Below are 14361 nucleotides of genomic sequence, written 5' to 3' on the forward strand. Positions count from 1 at the left end.
AAACTTTACTTGTGTGATCCCGATCATACCTAAACTAAAACAGATAAAAGAGAAATTGCTATGCAACATATCATTGAAGGTTTTCTCAGCTTTCAAAAAGAGATTTTCCCGCAACGTAAAGAGCTCTTCCGCAGTTTAGCGTCCAGCCAGAATCCCAAAGCGCTGTTCATCTCATGCTCTGACAGCCGTCTGGTCCCAGAACTGGTCACTCAGCAAGAGCCAGGACAACTCTTTGTCATTCGTAATGCTGGCAACATCGTGCCACCGTTCGGCCCTGAGCCAGGCGGTGTCTCCGCAACGATTGAATACGCGGTTGTCGCGCTGGGCGTGACCGATATTGTTATCTGCGGCCACTCCAACTGTGGGGCGATGAAAGCCATTGCCGACAATGCGGACCTCGAACCTATGCCGGCGGTTTCTCACTGGTTACGCTATTCCGATGCGGCAAAAGCGGTGGTTGAGAAGAAAACCTGGGATAAGCCAATCGATAAAGTGAATGCGATGGTGCAGGAAAACGTGTTTGCGCAGCTGAGCAACATTAAGACTCACCCGTCAGTGGCGGTGGGCCTGCGCAACAACGCCATCCGTCTTCACGGCTGGGTGTATGACATTGAAAGCGGCAAAATCCTTGCACTGGATAAAGAGACGAAAACCTTCGTCTCTTTATCCGATAACCCGCAGGTTTACTTCGAGTAATCCCGCGTTGCAGGGCACGGATGCCCTGTCAGTCATCACTGTACGGTAATTTCCTTCTTGAACCCGATGCGGTTTTCTCTGCGGCTTTTGCCATCGCCTCTGCTATCTCTGCACATTCCGCCAGTCCCTGAACAAAAGGGTGATCGTGCATCAGCCACGGGATTGCGCCAAATGCAATGCGTCCGCGAAGCGTTTCCGGCGCTTTTAACGTGTAATCCTCGCCAATATCCGGGATCTCATCGCCCGTCGCCTGTAGCTGCTTGCGCAGCGTCGGGAAGGGCAGATCTTTTGTTTTAAGCGGCTTTTGCCCGCGGGCATCAATAAAGACGTCGAAACGGTAGGTCGTCTCTTTTGTGGTGATGACCGTCTGCGCGCTGCCAATATCCAGCGTGTAATCATCACCCAGCGCCACAACGCTAATGATGCCGGCCTCACGAAGCGCGAGAAGCCTGCGAATGGATTGCGGGGGAATGGCGGCATAGTTGTCGATAAAGACGCGTGCCAGCCCGTTTTTAAAGCGTTCAGCGTCCTCCTCGGTAAGATGAGGAACCATCTCCTGAACCACTTCATGCAGCCGAAGCACGGTGTAGCGCCAGGCCACCGTGCGCCGGTCACGTTTGTTCCGCTCGACCTCATTCAGGTTCTCTTCAGCCCAGGTAAACGGACCGTGCTGTTTTCGATCCTCAAACCACGCTTCGCGAAGGCTGTCCGCCGTCTGCATGCGCAGCGATATTTTCTCACACCAGGCCGGGTCGGCGAGTTCAAGCTCTTTCACCATCAGGGCGAAAATGCGGTCAAGCAGACCGTCTGATCCTTTGGCGATTTCGGCTTCGAGTACCGATTCGGTTAATACCGACAGCGGTTCGTACGGAATAGGGCAGTAAAAATCGGCCTCTGGCAGAATCCCGGTCCTGGACATGAGTACAATTTTTAACGCTTCACTTCCTTTATCGAGGAGGAACGTGCCGTCGCGAAATTCACCGTGCTGCATGACCACGGCCATCGCCGCGTCTAGCCCGCTTAAGGATGTTCCCATAATACCGACGCGGCAGGGGCGGATGCGGGCATCCATCAACCCTGACCACGGGCTTGGGAAATACGCGCGCGTGGCTTCCTCTTCTTCTGGCCAGACATGCCCGGTGGCGATCACGGCGAGATCGAATCGTTCCGGAAACGGCGTGTCATTGACCGAAAGCGTCACGCCGGAGGAGGACGGGGCAACATCGGTGACGGTGGCAGACGTGTGGATCTCAACCTGAAATCCCCGTCTCTTAGCTTCCTGGACTATTGTCTGGAAACTGTCGCGAAAATACTCGCCCAGCAGAATACGGGGCAAAAACTGTCTGTCATGCAAGGCGGCTTTATCAACCTTAAAGCGCGCCAGATGGGCTTCACTCTGGCGCTTAAGCCAGTCGAGGTAGGTCATAAAAAGGGGCGGGATCTCAATGCTGGCAATGTTGGCCAGCATCAGGCGAGAGTTATCGTCGTCGTTGTAGGGCATTCCCACGCCAGCTTCGTCTGCCTGTTCAAAAACGGAGACAGAGAGCGGCGACGCGTTCTTAAGAAGAGAATAAAAGGTGTAAATCCCTGTAGGGCCGGAGCCGATAATGGCGATTTTCTTCATCGACAGTCTTCCTGTTTTTTTTCCATAAGAAAAGCGTAGCAGGAGAATAATGATGAAATTGGGGTATTAAGAAAAATCAGGGGTTAAGAAGAGGATTTGCACCATTTCAGGACTGAAATGGTGCGTCCGAGTGGACTCGAACCACCGACCCCCACCATGTCAAGGTGGTGCTCTAACCAACTGAGCTACGGACGCAGAATGGTGCGTTCAATTGGACTCGAACCAACGACCCCCACCATGTCAAGGTGGTGCTCTAACCAACTGAGCTATGAACGCAACGTGTTGTCGGTGACAACGGGGACGAATATTAGCGGCACAGCATCGTTGAGGCAAGAGGGAAAATGCATTTTTCTCTCTGATTTCACGCGATTGCTTTATTACCGCGCAAAGTGAAGAGAAAGTAGCCGCCAGCTGGCGGCTACTGCGTATTTAACGTGCAGCGCGTTGCAATATTACCGAGGATGACTGGCGTTGCAGGAAGCGCATGCGCAGCATCATCATAATTGCCGCAGAGGTTAAGCCGATGATAAAGCCCATCCAGAATCCTGCCGGCCCCATGCGGTCAACCACCAGGTCGGTAAGCGCCAGGATATAACCACACGGCAGACCCAGCACCCAGTAAGCGATGAAGGTGATAAAGAAGATCGAACGCGTATCTTTATACCCACGCAGTACGCCGCTGCCAATCACCTGTATGGAATCGGAGATCTGGTACACCGCGGCAAGCAGCATCAGATGGGATGCCAGCGCCACCACTTCCGGGTTGTCGTTGTAAAGCAGGGCAATTTGCTCACGCAGCGTGATGGTAAACAGTGCCGTACAGATGGCCATACAGACACCGACGCCAAGCCCCGTGCGGGCCGCCGTTTGCGCATCCAGCGTCGAACCTTGCCCCAGACGAAAGCCCACGCGAATGGTCACCGCTGCGGCCAGCGACATCGGCAATACGAACATCAGGGAACTGAAGTTCAGCGCAATCTGGTGACCGGCTACGTTCACAATGCCGAGCGGAGAAACCAGCAGGGCGACCACGGCAAACAGCGTCACTTCAAAGAACAGCGCCAGTGCAATCGGCAGGCCTAACTGCACCAGACGCGTCATGATGTTCCAGTCTGGCGTGCTGAACGAACGTTCATTGCGGATATCGCGCATTGAACGGGCACGTTTCACATAGGAGATCATACTGAAGAACATCACCCAATAGACGGCAGCCGTCGCCACGCCGCAGCCGACGCCGCCGAGCTCCGGCATACCGAAGTGACCATAGATGAAGATGTAGTTCACCGGAATATTCACCAGCAAGCCGATAAAGCCCATCACCATTCCGGGCTTGGTTTTCGCCAGACCTTCACACTGGTTACGCGCGACCTGGAAGAACAGATAGCCAGGCGCACCCCACAGCAGGGCCCGCAGGTAGCCGACGGCTTTCTCAGCCAGTGCCGGGTCAATATTATGCATGGCGCGGATGATATGACCGGCATTCCACAGCACAACCATTATCAGCACGGAGACAAACCCTGCCAGCCAGAACCCCTGTCGAACCTGATGGGCAATACGTTCACGTCGCCCTGAGCCATTTAGCTGAGCGATAACCGGGGTGAGGGCGAGCAGCAGGCCGTGGCCAAACAGGATGGCCGGAAGCCAGATCGAGGTGCCTATTGCCACGGCGGCCATATCGGTGGCGCTGTAGCCACCCGCCATTACCGTATCCACAAATCCCATTGCGGTCTGGGCCACTTGCGCGATGATCACTGGTATAGCCAGTGCCAATAACTGGCGCGCTTCATTCATGTACTTCTGCACGTGAACACCTTTATATTCTAGTTATTTGAGAGACTAAAAAGGCCGCCGTAACTGGCAGCAAGAAGAAAATGCAGGGGGGTGCCAGCTATTGTAGCGGGGTTTAGCTATTTATCTAGTGAAAAAATCGCCACAAAATGCGCTCCGCTGGCAACCTGTTTTTCCAACTGTTATTGTGGTGGGATTAAACGGTGTCACCACCGTCCGGAAAAAACAGGAGTTGTAAGCATGTTTACTGGTATTGTGCAGGGCACCGCCAAAGTGGTGTCCATTGATGAAAAACCTAATTTCCGAACTCATGTGGTTGAGCTTCCGGAATATATGCTTGATGGCATTGAAACTGGCGCCTCGATTGCACATAACGGCTGTTGCCTGACGGTAACCGAAATTAACGGTAACCAGATTAGCTTTGATTTAATGAAAGAGACGCTGCGCATCACCAACCTGGGCGAGCTGGTGGTGGGGGATACCGTAAACGTAGAGCGTGCGGCCAGGTTCAGCGATGAGATTGGCGGCCATCTGATGTCAGGCCATATTATGACCACCGCGGAAGTGGCGAAGATTGTCACCTCGGAAAATAACCGTCAAATCTGGTTTAAAGTGCAGGATCCTTCATTAATGAAATACATCCTGTATAAAGGATTTATTGGTATTGATGGGATTAGCCTGACGGTTGGGGAAGTGACGCCGACCCGTTTCTGCGTGCATTTAATTCCTGAAACTCTCCAGCGTACAACCCTGGGGGCGAAAAAACTGGGGCATCGGGTTAATATCGAAATCGATCCGCAGACTCAGGCGGTTGTGGATACCGTTGAGCGGCTGTTGGCGGCAAAAGAAGCCGCAATAATAAAGACCGCAGAAGAAGAATAAAATGAACCCCGGATATCCGGGGTTTTTTTTAGCGTGCGACCCGCAAACCGTGTTCTATCCCTCGGCTGAAAACAACCTGCCAAAGTTGAATATCACGCGCGCGAAAGGCGCCTGCGCAGGCATTGAGATAATAGCTGAACATCCGTTTAAACCGTTCAGAATAGTTGTCCGCAATTTCTGGCCAGGCTTCCTGGAAACGTGAATGCCATGCCATCAACGTGGTGTCATAATCCGCGCCAAAGTTATGCCAGTCTTCCATAATGAAATGAGGTTCACTGGCGTTAGCAATCTGGCGAACGGACGGCAAACAGCCATTCGGAAAGATGTATTTGTTGATCCACGGATCGACGTTATTGTCGGTGCGCTTAGAACCAATGGTGTGCAGCAGGAAGATGCCGTCAGGTTTCAAGTTACGGTCCACCACGCTGAAGTAGGTGTCATAGTTTTTCGGCCCCACGTGTTCGAACATGCCGACGGAGACTATGCGATCAAACTGCTCGTTCAGGTCGCGATAATCCTGAAGGCGAATATCCACATCAAGGCCCTGGCAGCGCTCCCGTGCCATTTTTTGCTGTTCAGCTGAAATGGTCACACCGACCACGCTGGCACCATAATGCTTCGCCATAAAATAGGCCAGACCACCCCATCCACAACCGATATCCAGCACACGCATGCCCGGCTGTAGCTGCAGTTTTTCACAAATCAGACGCAGCTTAGCCTGCTGTGCTTCTTCAAGGGTTGAGGCCTCTTTCCAGTAGGCGCAGGAATATTGCATGAAAGGATCGAGCATGCGGCTGAACAGGTCATTACCGAGGTCGTAATGCTCCTTGCCGACGATCCACGCCCGTTTTTTGCTTTGCAGATTAAACAGCCGGGCGGAGGCGACACGTAACGTATCTTTCAGATTGCGGGGGAGCTGGTTTTCCAGACCGGCGCGTAACACGCTGGAGAAAAACATATCCAGCCGTTCACACTCCCACCAGCCGTCCATATAACTTTCCCCCAGGCCTAACGATCCCTCCCGCAATACGCGTTTAAAAAAGTCGGGATGCTTAACCTGTGGATCGGATGGCGAAGATCCATTAATAGTGATGCCTGCACGACCTAACAGTTCACTGACGATCCGGGACCAGTTATCGTCCGGAACGCTGACTTCTTCTATACACGATGAACTCATAGCTTCTCCATCACCTTACTGTGATCAGAACCTTCAAACAGCGTAGACGCTTTTTATGGTTTGTGAGAAATCTCACGGTATTTCCCCGTGAGGCTAGTATCCGACGTAGAACAGAGGAAGGGAGATAACCCTTGCCGAAATGCCTTCCATGGTAAAACGGGAGCGCTCCGGCTCCCGTTAACACTTAATATTTATCGTATTTAATCGAACCAAATTTAGTATAGGCCTCAAAATTTGGTGATTCAATAGAAAATTCTTAGCAACCTAATCACTGATATTTAACATAATTTCTGGCGCGATTATGCATGCGAGGTTTTCACCTCTGCGCGGTCATCCTGCTCACGTTGTGCCGCTGACTGCATACGGTATCCCAGAAGGGCCAGTGCAACCGTAACCAGCATGACGCTGGTGGTGGTCAGGAGCGGCGTGGCAATCAGCGCAGAGACAACCAGGCTTGCCAGGAAGCACAGACCCAGCTGCAGGGTATTCTGAAGCGCAGCCGCACGGCCTGTTGCCTGTGGGAACGGACGTAATGCCTGGGCTACCACGATAGGGTAAATCGCACCGTTCGCCACGGCCATCACGCAGAAGGGAATCAGAATTTCTGCCAGACCTGCGCCCGGGATAAAGCCCACAGCCCAGGTGGCGATCACGCTCAGCGCGTAGAGCACCAGCAGCCAGGGCAGCATCTGCTGGCCTTCCCATTTTTGCAGCGCCGCGCGACAGCCATAACCCCCGACCAGAAACGCGATGGTCTGCGGGACATAGCTCAGACCGATGGCGGCCGGGCTGTAACCCATATCGTGAAGAATGAACGGCGAACCGGTCAGCCACGCGAAGAAACTCGCCGAGCAGGCGGCATAAATCAGGACATTACCGCGGTACGCTTTGGTGCTCAGCAGAGAGGTAAAGGTCACCGGTGTTGTGTCAGCAGGCGTCTCTTTCTTATGTGCCGCTTTGAGTGTGAATGCCGGGATCATCAGGACCAGCGTGATGGCAAACAGCGTAGCGAAAATGGCCTGCCAGTCGAAATGCGCCAGGATCCAACTCCCGAGCAGCGGGGCGAGGGCAGGCGAAAGCCCTACCAGCGGCATAATGGTGGCGAAAATGCGGTTTGTCCGGTTGGCCGGATAGTAGTCGGTGACCAGCGCCTGCCAGGTCACCGCGGCAGCACAGACGCCAACGGCCTGCACGAAGCGCAGTACCAGCAGCCAGGTTGCATCGCGTACCCATAACATTCCCAGACAGCCGACGGCAAAGATAGCCAGCCCCAGCAACAGCACCGGTTTACGGCCAAAGCGGTCAGAGAGAGGCCCCCAGAGCAGCTGCGCGAAGGCAAAGCCCGCGAGGAATAAGCTCAGGCTGGCGCTGATGGCTGCCGCCGGGGTCTGTAAATCTTCCTGCATTGCGGCGAAGGCGGGCAGGTACATGTCAGTGGCTAAAAAGCCCAGCACGCTTAAACCACCGAGCCAGACTAAAAATCCTTTCCTGGGTTGCATTGTTTTTTTCTCCTGAGGGAGGCAGGTCTATGTTTGCGCAGAGTGTAGGGAGTGCAAAGCAGCTTGTGAAACGCTAATATTTGGCGAGTGCATTCAAAATTTTTGCAGGCAGAAAATGTGGTCAGATTATTCTCTTGAAGTGGTCGATGCTGTTGCGCGCAACGGCAGCTTTAGCGGTGCAGCGCAGGAGTTACACCGCGTCCCCTCAGCAATCAGCTATACGGTGCGTCAGCTTGAGGAATGGCTGGCCGTTCCGCTGTTTGAACGGCGTCACCGTGATGTGGAATTAACGCCCGCCGGGGCATGGTTTTTGAAAGAAGGGCGTTCTGTTATCAAAAAAATGCAGATCACCCGCGAACAGTGTCAGCAGATCGCTAACGGCTGGCGAGGACATCTTTCCATTGCCGTGGATAACATCGTAAAACCGGAACGTACCCGGCAAATGATTGTCGATTTCTATCGCCATTTCTCGGATGTCGAATTGCGGGTATCCCAGGAAGTGTTTAACGGCGTCTGGGATGCGCTGGCGGATGGCAGGGCAGAGATGGCGATCGGTGCCACGCAGGCGATCCCGGTTGGGGGACGCTTTGCCTTTCGCGACATGGGCATGCTCAGCTGGAAATGTGTGGTGGCAAGCGATCATCCGCTGGCGGCCATGGACGGGCCGCTCAGCGACGAAACGCTCCGTAACTGGCCCTCGCTGGTGCTGGAAGATACCTCGCGTTCGTTGCCCAAACGCATTACCTGGCTGCTGGATAACCAGCGACGGGTGGTTGCGCCGGACTGGGAATCCTCAGCAACATGCCTCAGCGCAGGGCTGTGCGTTGCCATGGTCCCTGGCCATTTTGCACGGCCCCGAATCGACACCGGTGAATGGGTTGAACTGACGCTGGAAAATCCTTTTCCGGATGCGGCCTGTTGCCTCACCTGGCAACAAAATGATGTGTCGCCCGCAATGGCCTGGCTGCTGGATTACCTGGGAGACAGTGAGACGCTTAACCGGGAATGGCTACGGGAGCCAGTATAACTGGCCCCGTAAAAGATTAACGACGATAGTCGCGGAACGGGCCATCCGCAACGGAACGGCGTTCGATAAGACGCGGGTGAACTTCAATAGACTGAGACTCTTCACGCTTGTTGACGATCCTGTCCATCAGCATATTGAAGGCCGTTTCACCCAGCGAGTCTTTTGGCTGGTGGATGGTGGTCAGCGCCGGGGTAAAGAAGCGCGCGTTGCGCACGTTGTCATACCCGATCACGGAAATGTCCTGCGGCACGCGCAGACCCAGTTCATCGGCGGCACAGAGAGCACCCATCGCCATAATGTCACCGCCACAGAAAACGGCTGTCGGGCGATGCGACTGGGAGACAATCTGCTGCATCGCGCGGTAACCGGATTCCGGTTCAAAGTCACCCTGCACGATCCAGTTTTCCGGCACGGTAATCAGCGCCTCTTCCATTGCTTTCATAAACCCGGCCAGACGTCCGGCACCGGTGTTGCGCTCCAGTGGACCCGGGATCACACCAATCTCGCGGTGACCGCGTTCAATCAGATAACGGCCTGCCATATAGCCGCCTTCAAACGCGTTATCGATGACGGAGTCGGTGAAGTCTGCACGTGCTTCGCCCCAGTCCATGACCACCATAGGAATATGGCGGTACTCTTCCAGCATGGAAAGCACGGACTCCGGATACTCTGAACACATCACCAGCAGGCCATCCACACGCTTTTGCGCCATCATGGAGAGATAAGCGCGCTGTTTTTCAATGCTGTTCCACGCGTTGCCCAGAATCAGGGTATAGCCTTTCTGGAAGCAGTTTTTCTCGACCGCTTCAATGATCTCGGCAAAATAGGCCGCTTCACTGCTGGTTGCCAGCAAACCAATGGATTTGGTGTGATTAACTTTGAGGCTGCGCGCCACCGCACTCGGTGAATAGTGTAATTCTTTGATTGCCGCCCAGACGGCGTTGCGCGTCTCTTCCGCCACAAAGCGGGTTTTGTTAATTACATGTGATACGGTTGTAGTGGAAACGTTTGCGCGTTTTGCTACGTCTTTAATTGTTGCCATTAAATGTCACTCCAGACCATATCCTAAACTCCTGAAAAACTTGAAGGTAAACGTTTGCCTTCTCTCACCCTTATCACGCAATCTTGAATTGCGGCACGCCGGGAAAACGACACAGGACGTCAGGAGGGGGTCAATGGCCGGTACGCTAATAAATTTAGCGTGGAATTTTGTCCTATCTTGATGAAAAGGGGAAGAGCTAAAGTGGTTATCAGTTTAAATCTAGGAAGATTTTTGAACTAAACTGTGTAAAAATGAGCAGGCTCACTTTTCGTGGGGAGATTAAAAGGAGAAAAATTGATGAGCTACGATCTGAAGTTTTCGCTGGTGACCACCGTTATTGTACTGGCTCTGATTGTTGCGGCGGGTCTGACGGCTGCATTGCATTGATTTACACGGAGGGAGAGCTCTCTCCCTCTCAGTTTTCCTGATTGTTACGCCTGCGGCAAAAATCTTTTGCCAATTTGTTAACTTCTCATTTTTTGTGATTGATGTCATGCTTTCGGCTTCTTTGTTCTGTGTCACGACATGACACGGCATCCGGAGTTGACGCATGAAAATCAATTTTCCCCTGCTTGCCCTGGCGATTGGCGCTTTTGGGATTGGCACCACTGAATTCTCCCCGATGGGGTTACTGCCTGTTATCGCCCGGGGCGTGGATGTTTCTATCCCGGCGGCCGGGATGCTCATCAGCGCCTACGCCATTGGCGTGATGGTGGGGGCACCGCTCATGACGCTTCTGCTTTCACACCGCGCGCGCCGCAATGCGCTGATTTTCCTGATGGCGATATTTACGCTGGGCAACGTGCTCTCCGCCATTGCTCCGGATTACACCACCCTGATGTTGTCCCGCATTCTGACCAGTCTTAACCACGGCGCGTTCTTTGGGCTGGGATCGGTTGTGGCTGCAAGCGTGGTGCCAAAACACAAGCAGGCGAGTGCCGTGGCAACCATGTTTATGGGTCTGACGATTGCCAACATTGGCGGTGTACCTGCCGCAACCTGGCTGGGTGAGGCGATCGGCTGGCGCATGTCGTTCCTGGCGACGGCCGTGCTGGGTGTTATCGCCATGGTGGCGTTGTACTTCTCCTTGCCGAAAGGCAGCGCTGGTGAACGTCCTGACGTCCGCAAAGAGCTGTCGGTACTGATGCGCCCGCAGGTGCTCTCCGCGCTGTTGACCACCGTACTGGGGGCGGGCGCCATGTTTACCCTGTACACCTATATTTCACCGGTGTTGCACGATATCACCCACGCGACGCCTCTCTTTGTGACCGCGATGCTGGTGCTGATTGGTGTCGGGTTCTCTATAGGCAACTATCTCGGCGGAAAATTCGCCGATCGTTCCGTGAGCGGGACGCTGAAAGGCTTTTTAACGCTGCTGATTGTCATCATGATCGCCATTCCATGGCTGGCGCGTAATGAAGTCGGGGCGGCGATGGCGATGGTTGTCTGGGGGGCTGCGACCTTTGCCGTGGTTCCGCCGCTGCAGATGCGCGTGATGCGCGTTGCTCATGAGGCGCCGGGTCTCTCGTCGTCGGTCAATATTGGCGCGTTTAACCTTGGCAATGCGCTCGGTGCCGCTACCGGTGGAGCCGTCATTTCTGGTGGCCTGGGATACAGCTTTGTGCCGGTGATGGGGGCGATAATTGCCGCGCTCGGCCTGCTGTTAGTGATGATGTCTGGCCGTAAACAGCCGGACGCAGCGTGCGCTGCTGAATAATGAAAAAACGCAGAAGGGCAACCCCTTCTGCGTGTCTCTTACGCGGCGAAGTTCTTCGCCACAAACGCCCAGTTAACCAGTGCCCAGAAGTGCTCCAGGTAGTTCGGACGCGCGTTACGGTAATCAATGTAGTAAGCGTGTTCCCAGACGTCCACGGTCATCAGCGGCGTTGCGCTGGTGGTCAGTGGCGTACCCGCGTTCGAGGTGGAAACGATAGCCAGTTTGCCATCCGCGTCTTTCACCAGCCACGTCCAGCCAGAACCGAAGTTCTTGACTGCAGCATCCGTAAACTTCGCTTTAAAATCAGCAAAGCTGCCAAATGCCGCGTTAATCGCGCCAGCCAGTTCACCCGTAGGTTCGCCGCCTGCATTCGGTGCCAGGCAGTGCCAGTAGAAGGTGTGGTTCCACACCTGAGCGGCATTGTTAAAGACACCGCCCTCTGAACTGCGGACGATCTCTTCCAGCGTTTTGCCTTCAAAATCGGTGCCCTTGATCAGGTTGTTCAGATTGGTGACGTACGTCTGGTGATGTTTGCCGTAGTGATACTCCAGGGTTTCCGCAGAAATGTGCGGGGCCAGGGCGTCTTTTGCATATGGTAGTGCAGGTAATTCGAACGACATTGCTTCTCTCCTTATTGTTTTTTATGTTGCCAATAACCACACAGACAACAGGGACAGAATAGCAAATTGAAAGGGTATGCAAAAGAGGAACTTACCCTGCCACGGCTGTGGCAGGGCAGGGGTTAGCGAATGGTTTTTGGCGTCATCACGCGGCGTGCGCCGACATAGTGACGTACCCAGTAGTCTTCACTGAGAGAGGTTATCTGGATGTCCTGGCCGCTACGTGGGGACTGGATAAATTTCCCGTTGCCTACATATACGCCAACGTGGTCAGCCGTGCCGCGCCCCTGAGTGCGGAAGAAGACGAGATCGCCATTCTCCAGTTCACCGCGGTTGACCGGTGACGCGTCGCGCAGGTGATACATCTCATTGGCGGTACGTGGAATTCGGAACTTCACCAGATCTTTATAGGCGTAATAGACGAGGCCGCTGCAGTCGAAACCGGTACGTGGTGAGCTGCCGCCCCAGCGATAGGGTTTACCGATCTGCCCCATCAGTTTGTTCAACGCCGTTTTTTGTGCTTTCTGCACGCGAACCTTATGCACTTCCGCTATTTTCGTGACCTTCGTACATTTCGCTTTATGACCTTTGCGGGGGATGCATTTTTCCGTCACGAGATTAGCTGCAGTTTGCGAGGCTTTGCTTTTGGTTGGGTGGGCAGTGCGGGAAGGTTTTGTTTTCGTCTTGCTGGAGGCGGTCTTTTTAGTCTGGGTGGTGGTCTTTTTCTTGTCGTTCTTGCTGGTGGTTTTTTTCTTACGGTCTGTGGTTTTGGCCAGATGCGTTTTTTGTACAGCAGAGTGCCGCACCTGTTGAGAGGCGTTCGCCACTGGCGTGAAAGTGAGTGTTGTAAACAGTAAAGCACAGAGCGTGATCGAGATTTTATTTATCCGCGCCACTGGGCAGTCCCCTGATAAATGCAGGTCATCAATAATACCCGCGAATGATTTACAAAGCCTGTCGATTCTAATCTATAAAAACCCGATAAGTTAATAGCATTTTTCAATCTACAATCCTGTTTCGTTAGCAAGTGCAAAAAAATTCATCAATCTGTCGCACTATTGTTCACTCCCTAAACAAAACCCTGAGTGCCGCAGGGTTAAACACCATTTGCAATGCAACTTTTCATCACTCGCGGTAAAATAAGAAAGACGTGACAAAAATGTTATTTTCCGATGGCAGTCTGAACCGCTACAATGACAGACGAATGCCGTAACAGAAGTTAAAGGAAGCAAGACATGAGCACCACTATTGAAAAAATCCAGCGCCAGATCGCTGAAAACCCGATTCTGCTGTATATGAAAGGTTCTCCGAAGCTGCCAAGCTGTGGCTTCTCCGCGCAAGCGGTTCAGGCGCTGTCTGCCTGTGGTGAGCGTTTTGCTTACGTTGATATCCTGCAGAACCCGGACATCCGCGCTGAGCTGCCTAAATACGCTAACTGGCCGACGTTCCCACAGCTGTGGGTAGACGGTGAGCTGGTCGGCGGTTGCGATATCCTGATCGAAATGTATCAGCGCGGTGAACTGCAGCAGCTGATCAAAGAAACGGCTGCGAAGTACAAAACGGAAGAGCCAGACGCGGAGTAAGTTATCTGCGAAGACAAAAAAGCGACCTCATGAGGTCGCTTTTTTTTATTCTTCACTGTCACCCATCGGCAGCGGCCAGCCACCCAGACGCTTCCAGCGGTTCACAATTTCGCAAAACAGCTCCGCCGTCCGCTCGGTGTCATAAAGCGCGGAATGCGCCTGCGTACCGTCAAACTCAATGCCTGCCGTAATACAGGCCTTTGATAATACCGTTTGTCCCAACGCCAGACCGCTCAGTGCCGCGGTATCGAAGGTCACAAACGGGTGGAAAGGGTTACGCTTGAGCGACGCGCGCTCAGCGGCGGCCATGGTAAAGGTGTGATCGAACGTGGCGTTATGCGCCACCATAATGGCGCGGCTGCAGTTGCTCTCTTTCATACCTTTACGCACCATTTTAAAAATGGCGTGCAGCGCGTCATATTCACTTACCGCACCACGCAGCGGGTTATGCGGATCGATGCCGTTAAAGGCCAGCGCCTCGGGCTGTAAGTTGGCCCCTTCAAACGGTTCAACGTGGAAATGCAGCGTGGTGTCCGGTGTAAGCCATCCCTGTTCATCCATCTTCAGCGTGATGGCGGCAATTTCAAGCAGCGCATCGGTTTTAGCGTTAAATCCGGCTGTTTCAACATCGATCACAACAGGATAAAAACCACGAAAACGGTCGCACAGACCGCTAAATTGAGCGTTATCGGACATCAGGGTCTCT

The 14361-nt window shown here is 53.6% G+C and carries 14 protein-coding genes and 2 tRNA genes; 6 read left to right on the forward strand and 10 right to left on the reverse strand.

Features of this window, described 5'->3' with window-relative positions; translation table 11 throughout:
- Window positions 1-60 precede the first annotated feature (60 nt).
- Complete coding sequence (locus HV340_RS09525; RefSeq protein WP_014169762.1) at window positions 61-696, forward strand: carbonic anhydrase; 636 nt, start codon at window positions 61-63, stop codon at window positions 694-696.
- A gap of 28 nt (window positions 697-724) precedes the next feature.
- On the opposite strand, the gene HV340_RS09530 is transcribed toward HV340_RS09525, so the two are convergent.
- From HV340_RS09530 to mdtK, 4 genes are all read right to left on the reverse strand, one after another.
- Complete coding sequence (locus HV340_RS09530) at window positions 725-2320, reverse strand: FAD-NAD(P)-binding protein (RefSeq protein WP_032681167.1); 1596 nt, start codon at window positions 2318-2320, stop codon at window positions 725-727.
- A gap of 118 nt (window positions 2321-2438) precedes the next feature.
- Window positions 2439-2515: transfer RNA gene (locus HV340_RS09535), tRNA-Val, on the reverse strand.
- 4 nt (window positions 2516-2519) lie between these two features.
- A tRNA-Val gene (locus HV340_RS09540) sits at window positions 2520-2596 on the reverse strand.
- A gap of 153 nt (window positions 2597-2749) precedes the next feature.
- Window positions 2750-4123: an MdtK family multidrug efflux MATE transporter gene (gene mdtK, locus HV340_RS09545; protein WP_059306778.1), complete on the reverse strand. Its 1374-nt coding sequence runs from the start codon at window positions 4121-4123 to the stop codon at window positions 2750-2752.
- Window positions 4124-4348: 225 nt separating this feature from the next.
- Here mdtK and HV340_RS09550 point away from each other — a divergent pair, with 225 nt between their 5' ends.
- Window positions 4349-4990 carry a riboflavin synthase gene (locus HV340_RS09550; RefSeq protein WP_020884345.1) on the forward strand — a complete coding sequence of 214 codons (642 nt, stop codon included), beginning with the start codon at window positions 4349-4351 and terminating at the stop codon, window positions 4988-4990.
- 28 nt (window positions 4991-5018) lie between these two features.
- On the opposite strand, the gene cfa is transcribed toward HV340_RS09550, so the two are convergent.
- Together cfa and punC are read right to left on the reverse strand one after the other, a co-directional pair.
- A complete protein-coding gene (gene cfa, locus HV340_RS09555; protein WP_014169766.1) occupies window positions 5019-6167 on the reverse strand; it encodes a cyclopropane fatty acyl phospholipid synthase in 1149 nt (382 codons plus the stop codon).
- Between the two features lie 299 nt (window positions 6168-6466).
- Window positions 6467-7666, reverse strand: coding sequence for a purine nucleoside transporter PunC (punC, locus tag HV340_RS09560; RefSeq protein ID WP_014169767.1), 1200 nt, complete (start codon window positions 7664-7666; stop codon window positions 6467-6469).
- A gap of 115 nt (window positions 7667-7781) precedes the next feature.
- On the opposite strand from punC, the gene punR reads away from it, so the two are divergent.
- Window positions 7782-8693 (forward strand): DNA-binding transcriptional activator PunR, encoded by a 912-nt coding sequence (gene punR / locus HV340_RS09565; protein ID WP_044857172.1) that lies wholly within the window; start codon window positions 7782-7784, stop codon window positions 8691-8693.
- A 16-nt stretch (window positions 8694-8709) separates the two neighbouring features.
- Here the strand turns inward: punR and purR are convergent, their stop codons facing one another.
- Window positions 8710-9735, reverse strand: a complete 1026-nt coding sequence (purR, locus tag HV340_RS09570) for an HTH-type transcriptional repressor PurR (protein ID WP_014169769.1) — start codon at window positions 9733-9735, stop codon at window positions 8710-8712.
- Between the two features lie 297 nt (window positions 9736-10032).
- Between purR and HV340_RS09575 the strand changes: the two genes are divergently transcribed.
- Together HV340_RS09575 and HV340_RS09580 are read left to right on the forward strand one after the other, a co-directional pair.
- Window positions 10033-10122: a YnhF family membrane protein gene (locus tag HV340_RS09575; protein WP_032670423.1), complete on the forward strand. Its 90-nt coding sequence runs from the start codon at window positions 10033-10035 to the stop codon at window positions 10120-10122.
- 163 nt (window positions 10123-10285) lie between these two features.
- The gene (locus HV340_RS09580) at window positions 10286-11452 is read left to right on the forward strand and encodes an MFS transporter (protein WP_059306779.1); all 1167 of its coding nucleotides are present in this window, start codon (window positions 10286-10288) and stop codon (window positions 11450-11452) included.
- A 38-nt stretch (window positions 11453-11490) separates the two neighbouring features.
- On the opposite strand, the gene sodB is transcribed toward HV340_RS09580, so the two are convergent.
- Window positions 11491-12072, reverse strand: coding sequence for a superoxide dismutase [Fe] (gene sodB, locus HV340_RS09585; protein WP_020884341.1), 582 nt, complete (start codon window positions 12070-12072; stop codon window positions 11491-11493).
- Window positions 12073-12194: 122 nt separating this feature from the next.
- Window positions 12195-12968 carry a C40 family peptidase gene (locus HV340_RS09590; protein ID WP_181216487.1) on the reverse strand — a complete coding sequence of 258 codons (774 nt, stop codon included), beginning with the start codon at window positions 12966-12968 and terminating at the stop codon, window positions 12195-12197.
- Between the two features lie 339 nt (window positions 12969-13307).
- On the opposite strand from HV340_RS09590, the gene grxD reads away from it, so the two are divergent.
- Window positions 13308-13655 carry a monothiol glutaredoxin 4 gene (gene grxD, locus HV340_RS09595; protein WP_003832760.1) on the forward strand — a complete coding sequence of 116 codons (348 nt, stop codon included), beginning with the start codon at window positions 13308-13310 and terminating at the stop codon, window positions 13653-13655.
- 45 nt (window positions 13656-13700) lie between these two features.
- Here the strand turns inward: grxD and rnt are convergent, their stop codons facing one another.
- Window positions 13701-14351 (reverse strand): ribonuclease T, encoded by a 651-nt coding sequence (gene rnt, locus HV340_RS09600; protein WP_014169774.1) that lies wholly within the window; start codon window positions 14349-14351, stop codon window positions 13701-13703.
- Window positions 14352-14361: the final 10 nt, after the last annotated feature.

The sequence above is a fragment of the Enterobacter sp. RHBSTW-00975 genome (assembly GCF_013615235.1).
Classification (GTDB): Bacteria; Pseudomonadota; Gammaproteobacteria; order Enterobacterales; family Enterobacteriaceae; genus Enterobacter; species Enterobacter ludwigii.

What these genes read in the sequence shown, in the direction of transcription:
- HV340_RS09525 (WP_014169762.1), top strand. Translation starts at nt 61, where the DNA reads ATGCAACATATCATTGAAGGTTTTCTCAGCTTTCAAAAAGAGATTTTC.
- HV340_RS09530 (WP_032681167.1), bottom strand. Translation starts at nt 2,320, where the DNA reads ATGAAGAAAATCGCCATTATCGGCTCCGGCCCTACAGGGATTTACACC.
- HV340_RS09550 (WP_020884345.1), top strand. Translation starts at nt 4,349, where the DNA reads ATGTTTACTGGTATTGTGCAGGGCACCGCCAAAGTGGTGTCCATTGAT.
- cfa (WP_014169766.1), bottom strand. Translation starts at nt 6,167, where the DNA reads ATGAGTTCATCGTGTATAGAAGAAGTCAGCGTTCCGGACGATAACTGG.
- punC (WP_014169767.1), bottom strand. Translation starts at nt 7,666, where the DNA reads ATGCAACCCAGGAAAGGATTTTTAGTCTGGCTCGGTGGTTTAAGCGTG.
- punR (WP_044857172.1), top strand. Translation starts at nt 7,782, where the DNA reads ATGTGGTCAGATTATTCTCTTGAAGTGGTCGATGCTGTTGCGCGCAAC.
- purR (WP_014169769.1), bottom strand. Translation starts at nt 9,735, where the DNA reads ATGGCAACAATTAAAGACGTAGCAAAACGCGCAAACGTTTCCACTACA.
- HV340_RS09575 (WP_032670423.1), top strand. Translation starts at nt 10,033, where the DNA reads ATGAGCTACGATCTGAAGTTTTCGCTGGTGACCACCGTTATTGTACTG.
- HV340_RS09580 (WP_059306779.1), top strand. Translation starts at nt 10,286, where the DNA reads ATGAAAATCAATTTTCCCCTGCTTGCCCTGGCGATTGGCGCTTTTGGG.
- sodB (WP_020884341.1), bottom strand. Translation starts at nt 12,072, where the DNA reads ATGTCGTTCGAATTACCTGCACTACCATATGCAAAAGACGCCCTGGCC.
- grxD (WP_003832760.1), top strand. Translation starts at nt 13,308, where the DNA reads ATGAGCACCACTATTGAAAAAATCCAGCGCCAGATCGCTGAAAACCCG.
- rnt (WP_014169774.1), bottom strand. Translation starts at nt 14,351, where the DNA reads ATGTCCGATAACGCTCAATTTAGCGGTCTGTGCGACCGTTTTCGTGGT.